Here is a 13,656-nt window from a genome sequence, read left to right on the forward strand (position 1 = left end):
GTGATACTATTGTAGCTTAAAGAAGGCTGAAAATCAAGAGTTTTGCCCCATTTTTTTCAAATTTTCATAGAAAATGAAAAAGGAGAGCAAATAAACTCTCCTTTCTTACATTTATTCTGCTGCAATCCCTTTTTCCGCAGTCAACTCAAGATTTTCATGGCCTGATTTACTGTCCGAACCGATATAAACATCGTAATATTTAACGCGTTTGTTAACGGCAGTAATACTTTCACGTTCAAAGGTTGGAATTGCAAAGGCTTGTTCGAATGCATATTCTTGCCAAGCTTTGTAGTTTTCAATATTTTTCTGTTCGTCAAATGACTCAGTAGAGGTAATTTTATTTAAAAGTGCTGTGTTTTCATCTGAAACGAAGCGAGTATAGTTGTACATCGCTTCAGGTCCCCACAATGATGTTGGGTCTGGATCTAGACCGGCAATCCAAGCAGCAAGATAAACATCAATCCCCTCATCATTGGCAGCAATTGATTCATAGAAAGTATTGTACTCAATGGTTCTTCCTGTATAGAGTTCCACATTCAAACCAATTTCTTTCCACCATGTAAGGTATTGCTGTACCATGGTTTCTTGCGTTTCGGTTGATTTCTGTGCTGCAACACTGATGGTAAGTGGTTTTCCATCAGCATCTTCACGCATACTGTCTCCATCAACGTCTTTATATCCTGCCTCATCGAGAAGTTTCTTAGCCTTTTCAGGATCATAACTATAGCCAGCTAGTTCTGAATCGTGAACATCTCCAAAGAAAGAGATAATTAGTGAGTTTGTCGGGTGATACAAGCCGTTATATAATTTCTCTCCAATCACCGCATTGTCCAACGCATATCCCATTGCTTGACGCAATTTAACATTATTCATCTTAGCATTAGGATTGGTCACATTTTTACCGCTGGTCTCATCGTACTTACCAAGATTGAAGCCAATATAATTGTAAATACCATCCAGACTACCTAGCAAAGTAATATTTGATAAGTCCTTGTAAGATTCGTACTGGTCTGTTGGCATATCAGCAATATCATAATTGCCTGCTCTCATTTCTGCAACAATCGTATCTGGTGAAACAATATCAATCCTGTAACTATCTAGCTTAACTTTCCCTTTAAAGTAGTACTCATTTGGTACATAGGTCACCGACTCGCCATTGACAATTTCCTTGACCTTATAAGGGCCCATACCGACAACTTTTGCCGTACGAGAATACTCACTTGATTCCCAATCTTTGACTGCAATGTCTTTAAAAATGTGTTTCGGCATGACTAAATAAGGTACTCCCCCACCAGCATACATCATGGATGGAGACATGTCTTTCACTGAGAGAACTACCGTATAGTCATCAACCTTCTTAACGCCTGAAATTTCACTTGCTGTTCCAGCCTGAAATTCTTCAAAACCAATGATATTTGTATAGGTAGTGTCTGCACGAACCCCTGTATAGTCTGGACTAGCTAGTTGTTCGATTGTGAAAATATAATCATCGATGGTGAAGCCTTGCCCATCGGACCACTTATAGTCCTTGCCTGTCAAACTAACGGTAACTGTCTTTGCATCTACATCAAACTCTGCCTTAGCAAGGCCTGAATCGTCTAACTTACGAGCTGAATCATATCCAAACATAGAAATATCAACCATGTCTGCAAAGGTTGAGTCTACCGCCGTTTGCGATAATTCATCAATTAAGATACCGGTCGAAGGTGCCGAAGCTACCAAGGCATATTTTAGACTCCCGCCTTCAATAGTTTGTCCTTCGTTTGTCACTTCTGATTTAAATGTCAGAGCAACATCGCTCGTCTTTTCTTTAGTTTGACAAGCTGTTAACGCTGCAATAGAAAGCAGACCGATACCAGTTAAAGCGATGTTTTTCATTCTTTTCATATCTCTACCCCATTTATTTATTTTGAATAGTATAGCACGATTTAGCATAAATATGCAACTATCTGACCAACAATATTCGCCTTTGAGTACTCTCACTTTCTTCCATTCTAACTAAAAATGATCAGGTATGAAAGTCAAGGCGAGCTCCCCTCATCCCTACTGCTTCTTAGTTTTTAATGATAATCCACTAAGCTCAAGACTCAATGAACTCGGATAAGTATAGTATAGTCTTGTCTGTAATAAAAAGGAGAGTCATTTGGTTTATCTTTGATTACTTTGTTAAATGGCAGACTGTACTTCACGATTGCTACCTAGTATCGTAAGTACAATGTTCAGCCTTCAGAGGCTCCCAAACCTTTTGAGAGAGTACTAAAGGCAACCTAAAAACCTATATTTATACAGAACAAAAAGTAGGTTGCCCTACTTCTGCCTATTTCTTTTCAGACTAAACCTGTCCGGGACAGGATCTTCTCCCCCTTCTACAAAAGGATGGCAACGCCCAATACGAGCCAGGCCCATCAAAAAGCCCTTGAGTCCATGTTTTTGTAAGGCCTCGATCATATAAGCCGAACAAGTCGGACGGTAGCGACAAGAGGGCGGAAAAAGGGGAGAAATAAATTTCTGATAGAATCGGACCAAGCCGATCAAGAGTCTAGTCATTATTTTTTAACTGGCTTAGTAACAGCCAGAGTATGTAGCTTACTGATGTCTTTCTTGTTGAGCTTGCGGTATTCTCCTGGACGTAGGCCGGTCAAGTCAAGATTACCAAAGCGAGTACGAGACAGCTTATCTACCTGCAAGCCGACAGCCTCAAACATCTTCTTAACCTGGTGGTTTCGACCTTCATGGATTGTTAATTCTACAACTGAGCGGTTCTTAACAGGGTCCACCTTGATAATCTCATACACCGCAGGCTTGGTCTTTTTGCCATCAATGACAACACCACGGGTCAAGGGACGCAAGACTTCCTTGTTGGCAACCCCTTTGACACGCGCCAAGTAAACCTTATCAATCTCGTTACGTGGGTGAATCATCTCATCTGTAAAATCACCGTCATTGGTCAAAATCAAAACCCCAGATGTATCCCAGTCCAAACGACCAACAGGATAAATCCGCTCCTTAACTGTTGGCAACAAGTCCACAACCGTCTTTCTTCCCTTGTCGTCTGACACACTAGAAATAACACCTCGTGGTTTATTGAGGAGATAGTAGACCTTCTCTTCGTTATAAATTGGTTGTCCCTCAACCTCTACCTTATCACCCGATTTGATAACTGTCCCTAGCTCACGAACAACCTGACCATTTACAGTAACTAGTCCTTGTTTGATTAGTTCTTCTGCCTTACGACGACTGGCAACTCCAGCATGGGCAATGTATTTATTAATTCTCATTTTCTAACTCATTTCTTTCTACGAATAGCTCTGTTTCTTCTTGAATCAAATCTATTTCAGACACATCAGGCAATTCTTCTAGACTATTAATTCCCATGTAATCCAGGAAATAATCCGTCGTCACATAGAGATTTGGTCTACCAAGAACCTCTTTCTTACCGTTCTCACGAATGAGGTCAAAGACCTGCAACTTACTGATGGCACCGCTGGAATTGACCCCACGAATATCATCAACTTCAATCCGAGTAATGGGTTGCTTATAGGCTACGATTGATAAGGTTTCCAAAAGAGCCCGTGACATAGTCTGATTGATTGGTGTTTTGGCATAGATTCGCAAAAGATTTGCATATTCTTTTTTAGTAACCAACTTGTAGCGGTTGGAGGATTCTAGGATGGCTAAGCCTGAGGCTTTGTCTGCCATATACTTCTCACCAAGTTTCTCTAACTGCTGGCTGACAGCTGTCGGCTGCATTTCCAACATCTCTGCCAAATTTCGTAACGTCAAGCCATCCTCACCTGCCACAAAGAGCAGGACTTCGATTTCAGCTAAGCGATTCATCTTCACTCCTTACTAGATAAATATCTCCAAAAGTCTCTGTCTGTTCCAAGACGATTTCATGAACCTTGACCAATTCCAAAGTCGCAAGGAAGATCGTAATCATTTCATTGACATCTTGACTTTCTTGAAAAAGCTGACGGAGTTCAAGGCGTGGACCAGTCTCGAAACGACTGCGAACAAAGTCCATCATGTCTTCGATTTTATATTCATCACGGGCAATGGTCGTATGAGACTGACGGAGGCTTGCCTGTTTTTCAGCCATGACCTTAGAAAAAGCCAGGAAAATATCAATGACGGTCTTATCCTTGGCTAGCTGAACATCTTCATAAATCAAGTCCAGCTTGGGTTTTGAAAAATAGTTCGCCCGTTCATCATGTTGCTCCCCTAATTTCTCACTGAGAAGTTTGAACTTGCGGTATTCTTCCAACTGGTCCAAAAGGTCCATTTCAGGATCATCTTCGGGATCAATTTGCTCAACAACCTTCGGTAATAACCGACGACTTTTGATGACCATCAGCTGACTAGCCATGAGCATATATTCTCCCGCTACCTCTAAACGCATGGCTTGCAAGGTAGCAATGTAGGCTAAATATTGCTCGATAACCTCTGTAATCGGAACCTCGTAAATATCTACTTGATACTTGGACACCAGGTGTAGCAGGAGATCAAGTGGCCCTTCAAAATCTTTTAATTTTATATCCATTATCTAAATTTTTCCAAACTCATGCTTGTTTTCAGTCCCAACTGCTTGGCGATTTGGTCCAAGGATTTTCCTTCGTCTATCTGTTTTAGAATATACTGTTCTCGTAATTTTTGGGCTGTCCAATCAGGCTTGCCAATGGACTGGACAAATTCTGTCAGACGATTAAAGAACCATTGACGAGAATAGGTCTGTCCCTTCTTGTCAAAAACATAAATTCCTGTCAAATGCCCTTCCAAATAAACAAGTAATTCCTTGGACAAGGTTAGGACGCGCTTAGTCGTCCCTTTCTCAACTGTCAGGACTTGAAAATCCAGATTGACCTGCTGACTAGTCAGCTCTGCTATTTCACTAGGAGTCAGCCCCAGTAAGGCAATCAAAAGAGCAATCAGTTGCCCATCAAGCCAAGGACTTTCTTGAAAGAGGAGAGTTAAATCCTCACGCTCCAGCTTCTTTTTGACGCTGGCTGGACCTGACATCGTTTGCAATTTATAAAAACGATCCAGGAGATTATTTTCATAAAGAAAGTAGAGAAATTGATTGACCGCTGACATTTTTCTTTTCTGAGCAGCAGGTTTCAAGTCTAGAAGAGACTGCTGATAGACCAAAAGAGACTGTTGGCTAATCTCCCCCTTTGTTACTGTCACAAATTGCTGCAGGTCGTAGGTATAGGACTTTTGGCTGTTGACACTGACCTTTTTACTCTGGATAAAAGATTCAATCGCCTGCTTCATTTCTTGCCTTCTTTTGATGCTAGGGGGAAATTATGCAAGAGAGCATTGATTGCCTTTAAGATGGATTTTCGTGTAATGATTCCCATAAATTCTCTATTTTCCCCAAGAACGGGTAAGAAAGATTGATCTACTAGCTTGCGCATCACTTCTGTCAAATCATAATCCAGACCAACAGTCTCTTCATCTGTCTTTACAATCACAGAAATATCTCTGTTTAACTCGTCATCCGATAGTTCATTTTCAGCTTGATATTTAATGATTTCCGTCAAGCCGATGGTGCCGAAGAAACGACCGTCTTCTGTTACCACAGGTACGCGTGAATAGGTCATGTGACTGAGTAACAGTTTTGCATGGTCAATATTATGCGTATCAATAATTACTGCCAATTTATCCGCTGGTGTCAAGAAAGTTTCTTCCTGATCCAATAAAAAGGCTTCAAATTCTCTTGCAATCATCTTGAAATATCCTTTGTCAATGCTGGGTAAAGTTGGTGCTGTCGATTGTAGTAATCCACATGGAAGTGATCATCATAGATGGTCACAAGAGCATAGAGACATTCTCTGACCAAACCACGAGGTTGACTAACGGAGCCAGGATTGAGGAAGAGGGTCTTGCCACGCACTTCGGCATCAGGCACATGCAGATGCCCATACAAACAAATATCCGCATCAACTTCCTGAGCCCAATAATCCAACCGTTGCCAGCCGTAATTAATGCCATAAAGATGACCATGAGTCTGAGCGATAGTCACACCATCCAATTGAGTAATGAGCTGGTCAGGGTAACCACCAAAGTAGTCGCAGTTACCATTGACAACATATATTCCCTCCCAGAGACTATCTTGACTATCCAGCTCCGAATCACCATTGTGAAAGATGGCATCGACCTTCCCAAGATAATGATGTTTAATCTCCTCTACAATCTGTCTATCTCCATGAGAGTCGCTCATGACTAGGATTGTTTTGCTTGCTCCTGCCATACTGGAAATGCCTCCACTAATTTTTCTAGTGCTTGTGCACGGTGGGAAATCTTATTTTTTTCTTCTAAGGTCAATTCTGCCGAGGTCTTGCCTGTTTCGCCTACGAGGAAAAGTGGATCATATCCAAACCCGTTTTCCCCACGGAGTTCCATACCGATAAAGCCTTCCCAGTCCGCTTCGACAACCAAACTCTCACGATTTGGAGCAGCCATAACTAGGGTACAATGGAATTGAGCAGAACGATCTTTCAGTTCAAATACCATGGCCAACTCGTGCAAGAGCTTGGCATTATTGAGCTCATCTGTGGCATCTGGACCTGAAAAACGTGCAGACCAAACTCCTGGCAAACCACCTAAAGCATCAACCTTCAAACCCGAATCATCTGCCAAGACCATCTTACCTGTCAGCTCTGCTATGGTTTCAGCCTTGAGCCTTGCATTTTCCTCAAAGGTCATACCTGTTTCTGCTACATCTGGCAGGTCAGGATAATTGTTAAGGTTCTCGACCTGGTAGCCAAAGCGCTCAAAAAACTTACGGAATTCCTTAGTCTTACCTTCATTTTTTGTAGCGATCAAGATGGTATCTCCCACGCTTGCCAATCCCTTGTCTTGACCGAAGAAATCTGCCGTGCTAACCCCTGCTTGGGGCAGATGAACCAAGAGAAGCTTGTCATTTTCTGTTACCAGAATAGCTCCTTGATGTTGAAGAACTTTGAACTGGCGATTGTTTAACTCATTCAAAATATCACAGGCAAATTGAAAGAGGGCAAATTCAGACTGAAGTTTGATCACTTCAATGTTGACACACTGGTTGAAGTTGTCATCTTCATAATTACCTGCAATCAGTTTATCAAACAACTGACCAATCTGGTAAATTTCCTGCTCTCTTCCATTTTCTCCAAAGGAACCAAATAGGTTGGCAAAACTAGCCTTTCCGATAAACCAATTGTGTTCATCTCTGTATTCGTATATCTTGTCTGTCATAGTTCTACATGCTCCACATGAATATCAATGCCCATCCAGCTTTCAGCTATTTCTTTAAAAGCTGCCGGACTAGCTGTTGTGTAAAATCTGTGCTGAATATCCTTTTCGGTTCGGCTGCGGTTGATTTGAAAATAATTTAATAAAACAGAAATATCTCGCGCACACTCTGCACCACTATCGATCAACTTGACCTCCTTGCCCATGGCATTCTGGATGATGGGGCGAAGCAGAGGATAATGGGTGCAGCCCAAAACCAAGGTGTCCACTTTCCCAACGAGTGGTCGAAGTGTCTCATAAACAACCTTTTTGGCAAGACTGGATTGGTGGCTATTGGACTCAACCAGAGGGGCAAACTTGGGACAGGCCAAACTGTCTACCTGCGTTTCCGGAGAAAGGGCCTGAATTTTTTCACGATAGATATCGGATTGAATAGTCATAGCCGTTCCTAAGACACCAACCTTACCAGTTTGCGTTGCCTTGATAGCTGCCGAAGCACCTGGTAAAATAACACCCAAAACAGGAATATCCAACTTTTCCTTGACTTCTTCCCAGGCTACCGCTGTTGCCGTATTGCAGGCAAAGACAATCATTTTTACATTTTTTGTCACAAGGAAATTAACCAACTGCCAAGTATATTCTCTGATTTGTTCTGCTGGACGGGGGCCATAAGGTGCCCGTGCCGAGTCCCCGATATAAACGATTTCTTCATGGGGAAGTTGGCGCATTAACTCACGCGCAACCGTTAATCCCCCCACACCTGAATCTAAAAAACCTATTGGTCGATTATCCATAATACTGAGAATAGCCAGAAAATCTGACTAGCCTTTCTTTTCTACTCAAAAAATGGGATCTGGGAATGAATATCCCAGTCCCAGTTTGATTATTTTTTCTTGCTTGCCACTTTTTGTTGGCTCTTGATTTGGCGAAGTACTTGTTGTACTTTTGCTTCGCTTGGTTTTTGACCCATTTGGCTCATCATCAAACGCAAAGCATTTTCATCCAAAACTGGCTTGTCAGCAATGTAGTTTTCCACCTGTCTACGTGACAAGTAAATACCCAAGGCCACACCACCTGCAAATGCCAATACAATAAGTAAAATTGCTAAACCTAAGTTCATTTGTCAATCTCCTGACTCTTCTAAAAATAATTCATTCGGAATTGCCCTGCGACAATCTCTTAATGAATCTATTATACCAAATTCAGCAGGCTTTTCCAAGACTTACCTGTCAAATTCAAAACCGTAAATGGTTGCGAAATAGTCCTCAGGTGTTTCAGCTCGACGAATCATACACGCTGTGCCATCTTCCTGTAAAAGAATTTCAGAGGAACGCAGACGACCGTTGTAGTTGTAGCCCATGGAGAAGCCGTGGGCCCCACTGTCATGAATGACCAAGGTGTCTCCTACTTCGGCCCGTGGTAATTCACGGTTGACCGCAAACTTGTCGTTGTTTTCACAGAGGGAACCTGCCACATCCACCACTTCGATTGGGGCATCTGGGCGCGTGATGTTGGTGATATGGTGGTAGGCGCCATAGAAAGCAGGACGCATGAGGTTGGCTGCCGATGCATCGACACCAATATAAGTCCGATAGGTTTCCTTACGATGAAGCACCTTTGTTATCAAGTGACCGTGTGGCGCCAACATAAAGCGTCCCAATTCCGTAAAGATTTTTATATGTCCCATACCAGCTGGCGTGAGAATTTCCTCATAAACCTTACGGACACCCTCACCAATGACAGCAATGTCGTTTGGTTCTTGTTCAGGACGATAGTTGACACCAATCCCACCTGATAGGTTGATGAAGTCCAAGGTCACACCTGTTTCCTCACGGATTTCCAAGGCCAATTCAAAGAGTTGACGAGCTAAGACAGGATAATAGTCATTTGTTACTGTATTCGAAGCTAAAAAGGCATGAATACCAAACTGCTTTACACCCAGTTCTTTCAGCTCCTTATAGCCTTTCATGAGCTGGTCTTTGGTCATCCCAAACTTAGACTCTTCTGGATGGTCCATAATATCCGTTCCCAGCGAGAAGACTCCTCCAGGATTGTAACGGAGGCAGACCGTTTCTGGGATACCAGCAACGTTTTTCAAAAACTCAATATGCTCATAGGCATCAAGGTTAATGGTCGCCCCAACTTTTCTGGCATAGACGAATTCTTGAGCTTGGGTATCATTGGATGTAAACATGATGTCTTTAAAGCCCAATTTTTCACTCATCAGCACTTCTACATCCGTTGCACAGTCCACTCCACAGCCTTCTTCTTGAAGAATTTTTAAAATAGCTGGAGTTGGAGTCGCCTTGACCGCAAAATATTCCTTAAAGCCCTTGTTCCATGAAAAAGCCGCATTAAGGGCACGTGCCTTCTCACGAATGCCTTTTTCATCATACAAATGGAAAGGAGTTGGAAATTGCTCCGTAATGGTATCCAAAATTTCTTTACTAACAAATGGTGTCTTGGTCATGTCGCTACCTCATCAAATATTTTTCCTATTATATCACAAATATGTGAGGAACTGTAGCTTTCAACTCCACCAAATACTTGCAAAATAAATTACGAGCGTTATAATGTGAATATCATTAAAAAAAGGAGTAATATATGTCAACATTAGATTTTGATTTTACAGAACGCTTGTATGCCAACTATCTAGCTAATCCAAGCCTACAGGCAACCGAAAATGCCGTGAGCCACAACGGACTTTTGAAATCCTTAGAAACACGCCAAAGCGCCATCGACAATGACTATGTCTTTTCAATCGACTTGACCAAGGGCGCTGTTTCAAACCAAAAGGCTTCTGGACGTTGCTGGATGTTTGCTGCATTGAATACCTTCCGCCACAAGCTCATCTCAGACTTCAAGCTGGAGAATTTTGAGCTATCACAGGCCCATACCTTCTTTTGGGATAAATATGAAAAGTCCAACTGGTTCCTCGAACAAATCATTGCTACAGCTGACCAAGAAATTGGTAGCCGTAAGGTAAAATTCTTATTGGATACCCCTCAACAAGATGGCGGTCAATGGGATATGGTTGTTGCCTTATTTGAAAAATATGGTGTAGTACCGAAATCTGTCTATCCAGAATCTATCTCATCCAGTGCCAGCCGTGAGCTCAATCAGTACCTTAACAAATTGCTCCGTCAAGATGCACAAATCTTGCGAGACCTCCTTGCCAAAGGAGCTTCATCAGAAGAAGTTCAAGTACAAAAAGAAAACTTACTTCAAGAAATCTTTAACTTCCTAGCTGTCAACCTTGGACTCCCTCCTCGCAGCTTTGATTTTGCATATAGAGATAAAGACAATGTCTATCACCGTGATACAAATGTGACACCTCAGGCATTCTATGAGAAATACGTTGGTTTGAAGTTATCTGACTATGTCTCCATTATCAATGCTCCTACAACTGACAAACCCTACAATAAATCTTATACAGTCGAATTGTTGGGGAACGTTGTTGGCGCCCCTGATGTCCGCTACCTCAATGTAGAAATGAACCGTTTTAAAGAACTGGCTATTGCCCAACTCAAAGCTGGTGAATCCGTTTGGTTTGGTTCCGATGTCGGTCAAAGTAGCAATCGTCAAACTGGTATTATGGCAACCAACACCTACGACTTCTCTTCAGGTCTGGGTATCCATTTCCATCAAGACAAGGCTGGAAGATTAGACTACTCCGAAAGTTTGATGACTCACGCTATGGTCTTAACTGGAGTTGATTTAGACGACAATGAGCAACCTCTCAAATGGAAAGTAGAAAACTCTTGGGGTGACAAGGTTGGTGACAAGGGATACTTCGTCGCATCAGATAGCTGGATGGACGAGTACACTTATCAGATTGTTGTCCGAAAAGAATTCCTCACACCAGAAGAACTAGCAGCTTATCAAGCTCAACCACAAGTCCTTGCCCCATGGGATCCAATGGGAGCTCTAGCATAACAAACGACATATAAAAAAAGAGGGCACCCCTCTTTTTTATATGTCATAATTAGTCTCTACTCAAACCACCAAAGATACGGAGTAAGTTGAGGAAGAGGTTGATGAAGTCAAGATAGAGCTGAAGCGCCATGGATACGACCCAACCTTGGCCAACATTACCACCAGTTTGTTCGAAAACATTGCGGATACGTTGGTTGTCATAAGCAATCAAACCTGAGAATACCAAAACAGAAATGATAGACATCATAAAGCTTAGACCTGAGCTACGAAGGAAGATATTAATAACACTTGCAATAATAATTCCCCATAGAGCTGCACGCAATGCCTGAGCCATACCAGAAAGATCCTTCTTCGTTGTCATCCCAATTACAGCCATGATAGCAAACATGAGAGCCGCTGACACGAAGGCGAGTACAACTGTTTCGCTAGTATAGAACATCAAAATCATGCTGATGGTAATCCCATTTGTTACTGAGTAGGCAAGAAACATTGGTAGAGCAATTGGACTATTTTTAGCTGCCATTGCTGAAGCAGAAACAACCAAGGCAATCTGACCAATCATAATCAGCATCATGATGATGGAACCTGCACTCAGCAGACTAAGCAATAAAGATTGAAAGACGGTCACAGCCAAGAATGAAACTAGAGCTGATAGACCAATTCCCATGGCAACCACACCATAAATTTTACCGAAGAAACGGTTGAGGGCGGTATTATCCACCTGATTAATAATAAATGAATCGTTATTCATACTATTCTCCTTTAAATCATTTTATTGAAACCGAAAGACCTTACGATTTTTCCACTTGTGTTGTAAGGGCAGACTCCACTCTCTCACAGCCCAATACTTATCCACACATGTCACAATCCAGGATTCCTTGTAGCGAGGAGGAGCGATTGTCGCACCAAACATATGCTTCACAATGATGTCTTCTTCTAGTTTATTGAGTTGAATGAGTTTCTGAGCATTGCGTTTAGCAATTCGTGGATGAACCCAAGCATGGCTCTTGTTGAATTTGGTATCTCTCCAATCATAGAAGAATAAATCATGCAATAGACCACCACGAGCTGTTGACTTGGCATCCCAACCAAATTTTTTCGCAATCTTATAACTTGTATAAGAGACATTGATGGAATGTTCCAAGCGCGTGGAGTAATAATGATGAGGAATTTTCCCCAATTTTTGCACCTTGGGTGTGGCAATCAAGTGCCCCACGTAATGCATGTATTCTTTATCTTGTTTATATGCAACCATTCGTTAACCTCGTTGGAATATTATACCACACTATAGTACATTTGGCTTAAATAAAGCTAAACAATAGAATGCCCGCCGCAATGGCTACATTGAGGCTTTCCGCCTGCCCTGGCATGGTGATGTGGACAAGTTGATCCGCCTCATCGGCTACAAAAGTTGAAATTCCTTGACCTTCATTTCCCATGACCAAGGCAAAACTCGGATTTGGCGTAATTTCCTTATAGTCAACCGACTGACTAGAGAGGGTTGTTGCCAAGATTTGTATCTGATTGCTTTTTAAAGCCGAAAAAATAGCGGTCATCGGCATCCGATAAACTGGCAAGTGGAAATGACTCCCTTGCATGGAACGCAGAACTTTCATATTGTAAATATCTGCCGACTTATCCGATAGAAATACTCCATCAAAACCAGCTGCATCAGCTGTACGAATCATGGTACCAACATTTCCAGGGTCCTGCACATCCTCCAGAACCAAAAATTTTCCTGTTAAGACATCGGGTAAGGTCTGATTTGGTAAGGACAGTTGAGCTACTACCCCTTGTGGTGTCCGTGAGTCTGCCAAATCCTGCATAATATCTGAACTGACAACTGTTACATTGGATAAACCAGCAACCCGATGAACATGTTCTTCTGATACCAAAATATGTTCAATAGGTACTTTGGCTGCCAAAGCCTCCTCCAACAAATGCCAACCTTCAATCAAATAAGAAGAAGTACGGTATTTTTTCTGTTGTAATTTCTTAACCTGCTTGACCAAATGATTGGCCTTTGAGCGAATGATCTCCATGAATGCCCCTTTTTCTTTTACTGCTCAGCAACTTCAATTTTCCAACGGCTAAATCAATTATCTTGATTTTTGAACAGTCTTACCCAACCATGATATAATAAAGTAAATGTCTTGTCAAAAGGAGAAACTTATGCGAAAGGTAAAAATGATTGCATCTGGTCGTGTGCAAGGAGTCGGCTTTCGTTGGTCTGTTCAATTTTTAGCTGTGGAAATAGGCGACATCTACGGCAGAGTTTGGAATAATGATGATGGAACTGTCACCATTTTAGCTCAGTCAGATAATGCTGAGAAGCTCAGCCATTTTATCCATGAAATTCGGAAAGGGCCTTCTCGTATGGCCAAAGTCACCTATCTCGATGTCACCCTAGCCAACTTCGAAGACTATAAGGATTTTCAGGTGGCTTATAGATAAAACTTGTATATTTTGAACAAAAAAAGTAAAATAGAG

17 protein-coding genes are annotated in these 13,656 nt (G+C 41.9%); 2 read left to right on the top strand and 15 right to left on the bottom strand.

Annotated features, from left to right (window positions below; translation table 11 throughout):
• Positions 1-111: 111 nt before the first annotated feature.
• From ODU34_RS04120 to ODU34_RS04175, 12 genes are all read right to left on the bottom strand, one after another.
• On the bottom strand, positions 112-1,887 hold the full coding sequence (locus ODU34_RS04120; protein ID WP_169051021.1) for an oligopeptide ABC transporter substrate-binding protein: 1,776 nt from the start codon (positions 1,885-1,887) through the stop codon (positions 112-114).
• 420 nt (positions 1,888-2,307) lie between these two features.
• Positions 2,308-2,547, bottom strand: coding sequence for a membrane protein insertion efficiency factor YidD (yidD, locus tag ODU34_RS04125; RefSeq protein ID WP_024406654.1), 240 nt, complete (start codon positions 2,545-2,547; stop codon positions 2,308-2,310).
• Positions 2,547-3,278 carry a pseudouridine synthase gene (locus ODU34_RS04130; protein WP_012027615.1) on the bottom strand — a complete coding sequence of 244 codons (732 nt, stop codon included), beginning with the start codon at positions 3,276-3,278 and terminating at the stop codon, positions 2,547-2,549. Before ODU34_RS04130 ends, yidD begins: the two co-directional genes overlap by 1 nt.
• Positions 3,268-3,837: an SMC-Scp complex subunit ScpB gene (gene scpB, locus ODU34_RS04135; RefSeq protein WP_136647075.1), complete on the bottom strand. Its 570-nt coding sequence runs from the start codon at positions 3,835-3,837 to the stop codon at positions 3,268-3,270. The genes ODU34_RS04130 and scpB overlap by 11 nt, the downstream gene beginning before the upstream one ends.
• A complete protein-coding gene (locus ODU34_RS04140) occupies positions 3,821-4,540 on the bottom strand; it encodes a segregation/condensation protein A (protein ID WP_024384576.1) in 720 nt (239 codons plus the stop codon). Before ODU34_RS04140 ends, scpB begins: the two co-directional genes overlap by 17 nt.
• Positions 4,540-5,271, bottom strand: coding sequence for a site-specific tyrosine recombinase XerD (xerD, locus tag ODU34_RS04145; RefSeq protein WP_015647252.1), 732 nt, complete (start codon positions 5,269-5,271; stop codon positions 4,540-4,542). Before xerD ends, ODU34_RS04140 begins: the two co-directional genes overlap by 1 nt.
• On the bottom strand, positions 5,268-5,726 hold the full coding sequence (cbpB, locus tag ODU34_RS04150; RefSeq protein ID WP_012027618.1) for a cyclic-di-AMP-binding protein CbpB: 459 nt from the start codon (positions 5,724-5,726) through the stop codon (positions 5,268-5,270). The genes xerD and cbpB overlap by 4 nt, the downstream gene beginning before the upstream one ends.
• Positions 5,723-6,250 carry a metallophosphoesterase gene (locus ODU34_RS04155; RefSeq protein WP_136647073.1) on the bottom strand — a complete coding sequence of 176 codons (528 nt, stop codon included), beginning with the start codon at positions 6,248-6,250 and terminating at the stop codon, positions 5,723-5,725. Before ODU34_RS04155 ends, cbpB begins: the two co-directional genes overlap by 4 nt.
• On the bottom strand, positions 6,223-7,233 hold the full coding sequence (locus tag ODU34_RS04160; protein ID WP_136647072.1) for a nucleoside-triphosphate diphosphatase: 1,011 nt from the start codon (positions 7,231-7,233) through the stop codon (positions 6,223-6,225). Before ODU34_RS04160 ends, ODU34_RS04155 begins: the two co-directional genes overlap by 28 nt.
• Positions 7,230-8,024: a glutamate racemase gene (racE, locus tag ODU34_RS04165; protein WP_105212490.1), complete on the bottom strand. Its 795-nt coding sequence runs from the start codon at positions 8,022-8,024 to the stop codon at positions 7,230-7,232. Before racE ends, ODU34_RS04160 begins: the two co-directional genes overlap by 4 nt.
• A gap of 89 nt (positions 8,025-8,113) precedes the next feature.
• Positions 8,114-8,350: a YneF family protein gene (locus ODU34_RS04170; RefSeq protein ID WP_024384571.1), complete on the bottom strand. Its 237-nt coding sequence runs from the start codon at positions 8,348-8,350 to the stop codon at positions 8,114-8,116.
• Positions 8,351-8,452: 102 nt separating this feature from the next.
• On the bottom strand, positions 8,453-9,700 hold the full coding sequence (locus ODU34_RS04175; protein ID WP_205014707.1) for a diaminopimelate decarboxylase: 1,248 nt from the start codon (positions 9,698-9,700) through the stop codon (positions 8,453-8,455).
• Between the two features lie 134 nt (positions 9,701-9,834).
• Here ODU34_RS04175 and pepC point away from each other — a divergent pair, with 134 nt between their 5' ends.
• On the top strand, positions 9,835-11,166 hold the full coding sequence (pepC, locus tag ODU34_RS04180) for an aminopeptidase C (protein ID WP_205014709.1): 1,332 nt from the start codon (positions 9,835-9,837) through the stop codon (positions 11,164-11,166).
• A gap of 49 nt (positions 11,167-11,215) precedes the next feature.
• On the opposite strand, the gene ODU34_RS04185 is transcribed toward pepC, so the two are convergent.
• The 3 genes from ODU34_RS04185 to ODU34_RS04195 are packed head-to-tail and all read right to left on the bottom strand — an operon-like array spanning position 11,216 to position 13,208.
• Positions 11,216-11,917 carry a Bax inhibitor-1/YccA family protein gene (locus tag ODU34_RS04185; protein ID WP_205014710.1) on the bottom strand — a complete coding sequence of 234 codons (702 nt, stop codon included), beginning with the start codon at positions 11,915-11,917 and terminating at the stop codon, positions 11,216-11,218.
• Between the two features lie 21 nt (positions 11,918-11,938).
• Positions 11,939-12,421 (bottom strand): HD domain-containing protein, encoded by a 483-nt coding sequence (locus tag ODU34_RS04190; protein ID WP_002942738.1) that lies wholly within the window; start codon positions 12,419-12,421, stop codon positions 11,939-11,941.
• 46 nt (positions 12,422-12,467) lie between these two features.
• Positions 12,468-13,208, bottom strand: a complete 741-nt coding sequence (locus tag ODU34_RS04195) for an RNA methyltransferase (RefSeq protein ID WP_105179406.1) — start codon at positions 13,206-13,208, stop codon at positions 12,468-12,470.
• 130 nt (positions 13,209-13,338) lie between these two features.
• On the opposite strand from ODU34_RS04195, the gene ODU34_RS04200 reads away from it, so the two are divergent.
• On the top strand, positions 13,339-13,620 hold the full coding sequence (locus tag ODU34_RS04200) for an acylphosphatase (protein WP_002942735.1): 282 nt from the start codon (positions 13,339-13,341) through the stop codon (positions 13,618-13,620).
• The last annotated feature ends 36 nt before the right edge of the window (positions 13,621-13,656 follow it).

Source organism: Streptococcus sp. 2018WUSS126 (assembly GCF_044427425.1).
Taxonomy (GTDB): Bacteria; Bacillota; Bacilli; order Lactobacillales; family Streptococcaceae; genus Streptococcus; species Streptococcus hashimotonensis.

Coding starts and splice junctions, on each gene's coding strand:
- racE (WP_105212490.1), bottom strand. CDS start 8,024: ATGGATAATCGACCAATAGGTTTTTTAGATTCAGGTGTGGGGGGATTA.
- ODU34_RS04140 (WP_024384576.1), bottom strand. CDS start 4,540: ATGGATATAAAATTAAAAGATTTTGAAGGGCCACTTGATCTCCTGCTA.
- xerD (WP_015647252.1), bottom strand. CDS start 5,271: ATGAAGCAGGCGATTGAATCTTTTATCCAGAGTAAAAAGGTCAGTGTC.
- ODU34_RS04155 (WP_136647073.1), bottom strand. CDS start 6,250: ATGGCAGGAGCAAGCAAAACAATCCTAGTCATGAGCGACTCTCATGGA.
- ODU34_RS04200 (WP_002942735.1), top strand. CDS start 13,339: ATGCGAAAGGTAAAAATGATTGCATCTGGTCGTGTGCAAGGAGTCGGC.
- pepC (WP_205014709.1), top strand. CDS start 9,835: ATGTCAACATTAGATTTTGATTTTACAGAACGCTTGTATGCCAACTAT.
- ODU34_RS04120 (WP_169051021.1), bottom strand. CDS start 1,887: ATGAAAAGAATGAAAAACATCGCTTTAACTGGTATCGGTCTGCTTTCT.
- ODU34_RS04195 (WP_105179406.1), bottom strand. CDS start 13,208: ATGGAGATCATTCGCTCAAAGGCCAATCATTTGGTCAAGCAGGTTAAG.
- ODU34_RS04185 (WP_205014710.1), bottom strand. CDS start 11,917: ATGAATAACGATTCATTTATTATTAATCAGGTGGATAATACCGCCCTC.
- ODU34_RS04175 (WP_205014707.1), bottom strand. CDS start 9,700: ATGACCAAGACACCATTTGTTAGTAAAGAAATTTTGGATACCATTACG.
- scpB (WP_136647075.1), bottom strand. CDS start 3,837: ATGAATCGCTTAGCTGAAATCGAAGTCCTGCTCTTTGTGGCAGGTGAG.
- yidD (WP_024406654.1), bottom strand. CDS start 2,547: ATGACTAGACTCTTGATCGGCTTGGTCCGATTCTATCAGAAATTTATT.
- ODU34_RS04170 (WP_024384571.1), bottom strand. CDS start 8,350: ATGAACTTAGGTTTAGCAATTTTACTTATTGTATTGGCATTTGCAGGT.
- ODU34_RS04160 (WP_136647072.1), bottom strand. CDS start 7,233: ATGACAGACAAGATATACGAATACAGAGATGAACACAATTGGTTTATC.
- cbpB (WP_012027618.1), bottom strand. CDS start 5,726: ATGATTGCAAGAGAATTTGAAGCCTTTTTATTGGATCAGGAAGAAACT.
- ODU34_RS04190 (WP_002942738.1), bottom strand. CDS start 12,421: ATGGTTGCATATAAACAAGATAAAGAATACATGCATTACGTGGGGCAC.
- ODU34_RS04130 (WP_012027615.1), bottom strand. CDS start 3,278: ATGAGAATTAATAAATACATTGCCCATGCTGGAGTTGCCAGTCGTCGT.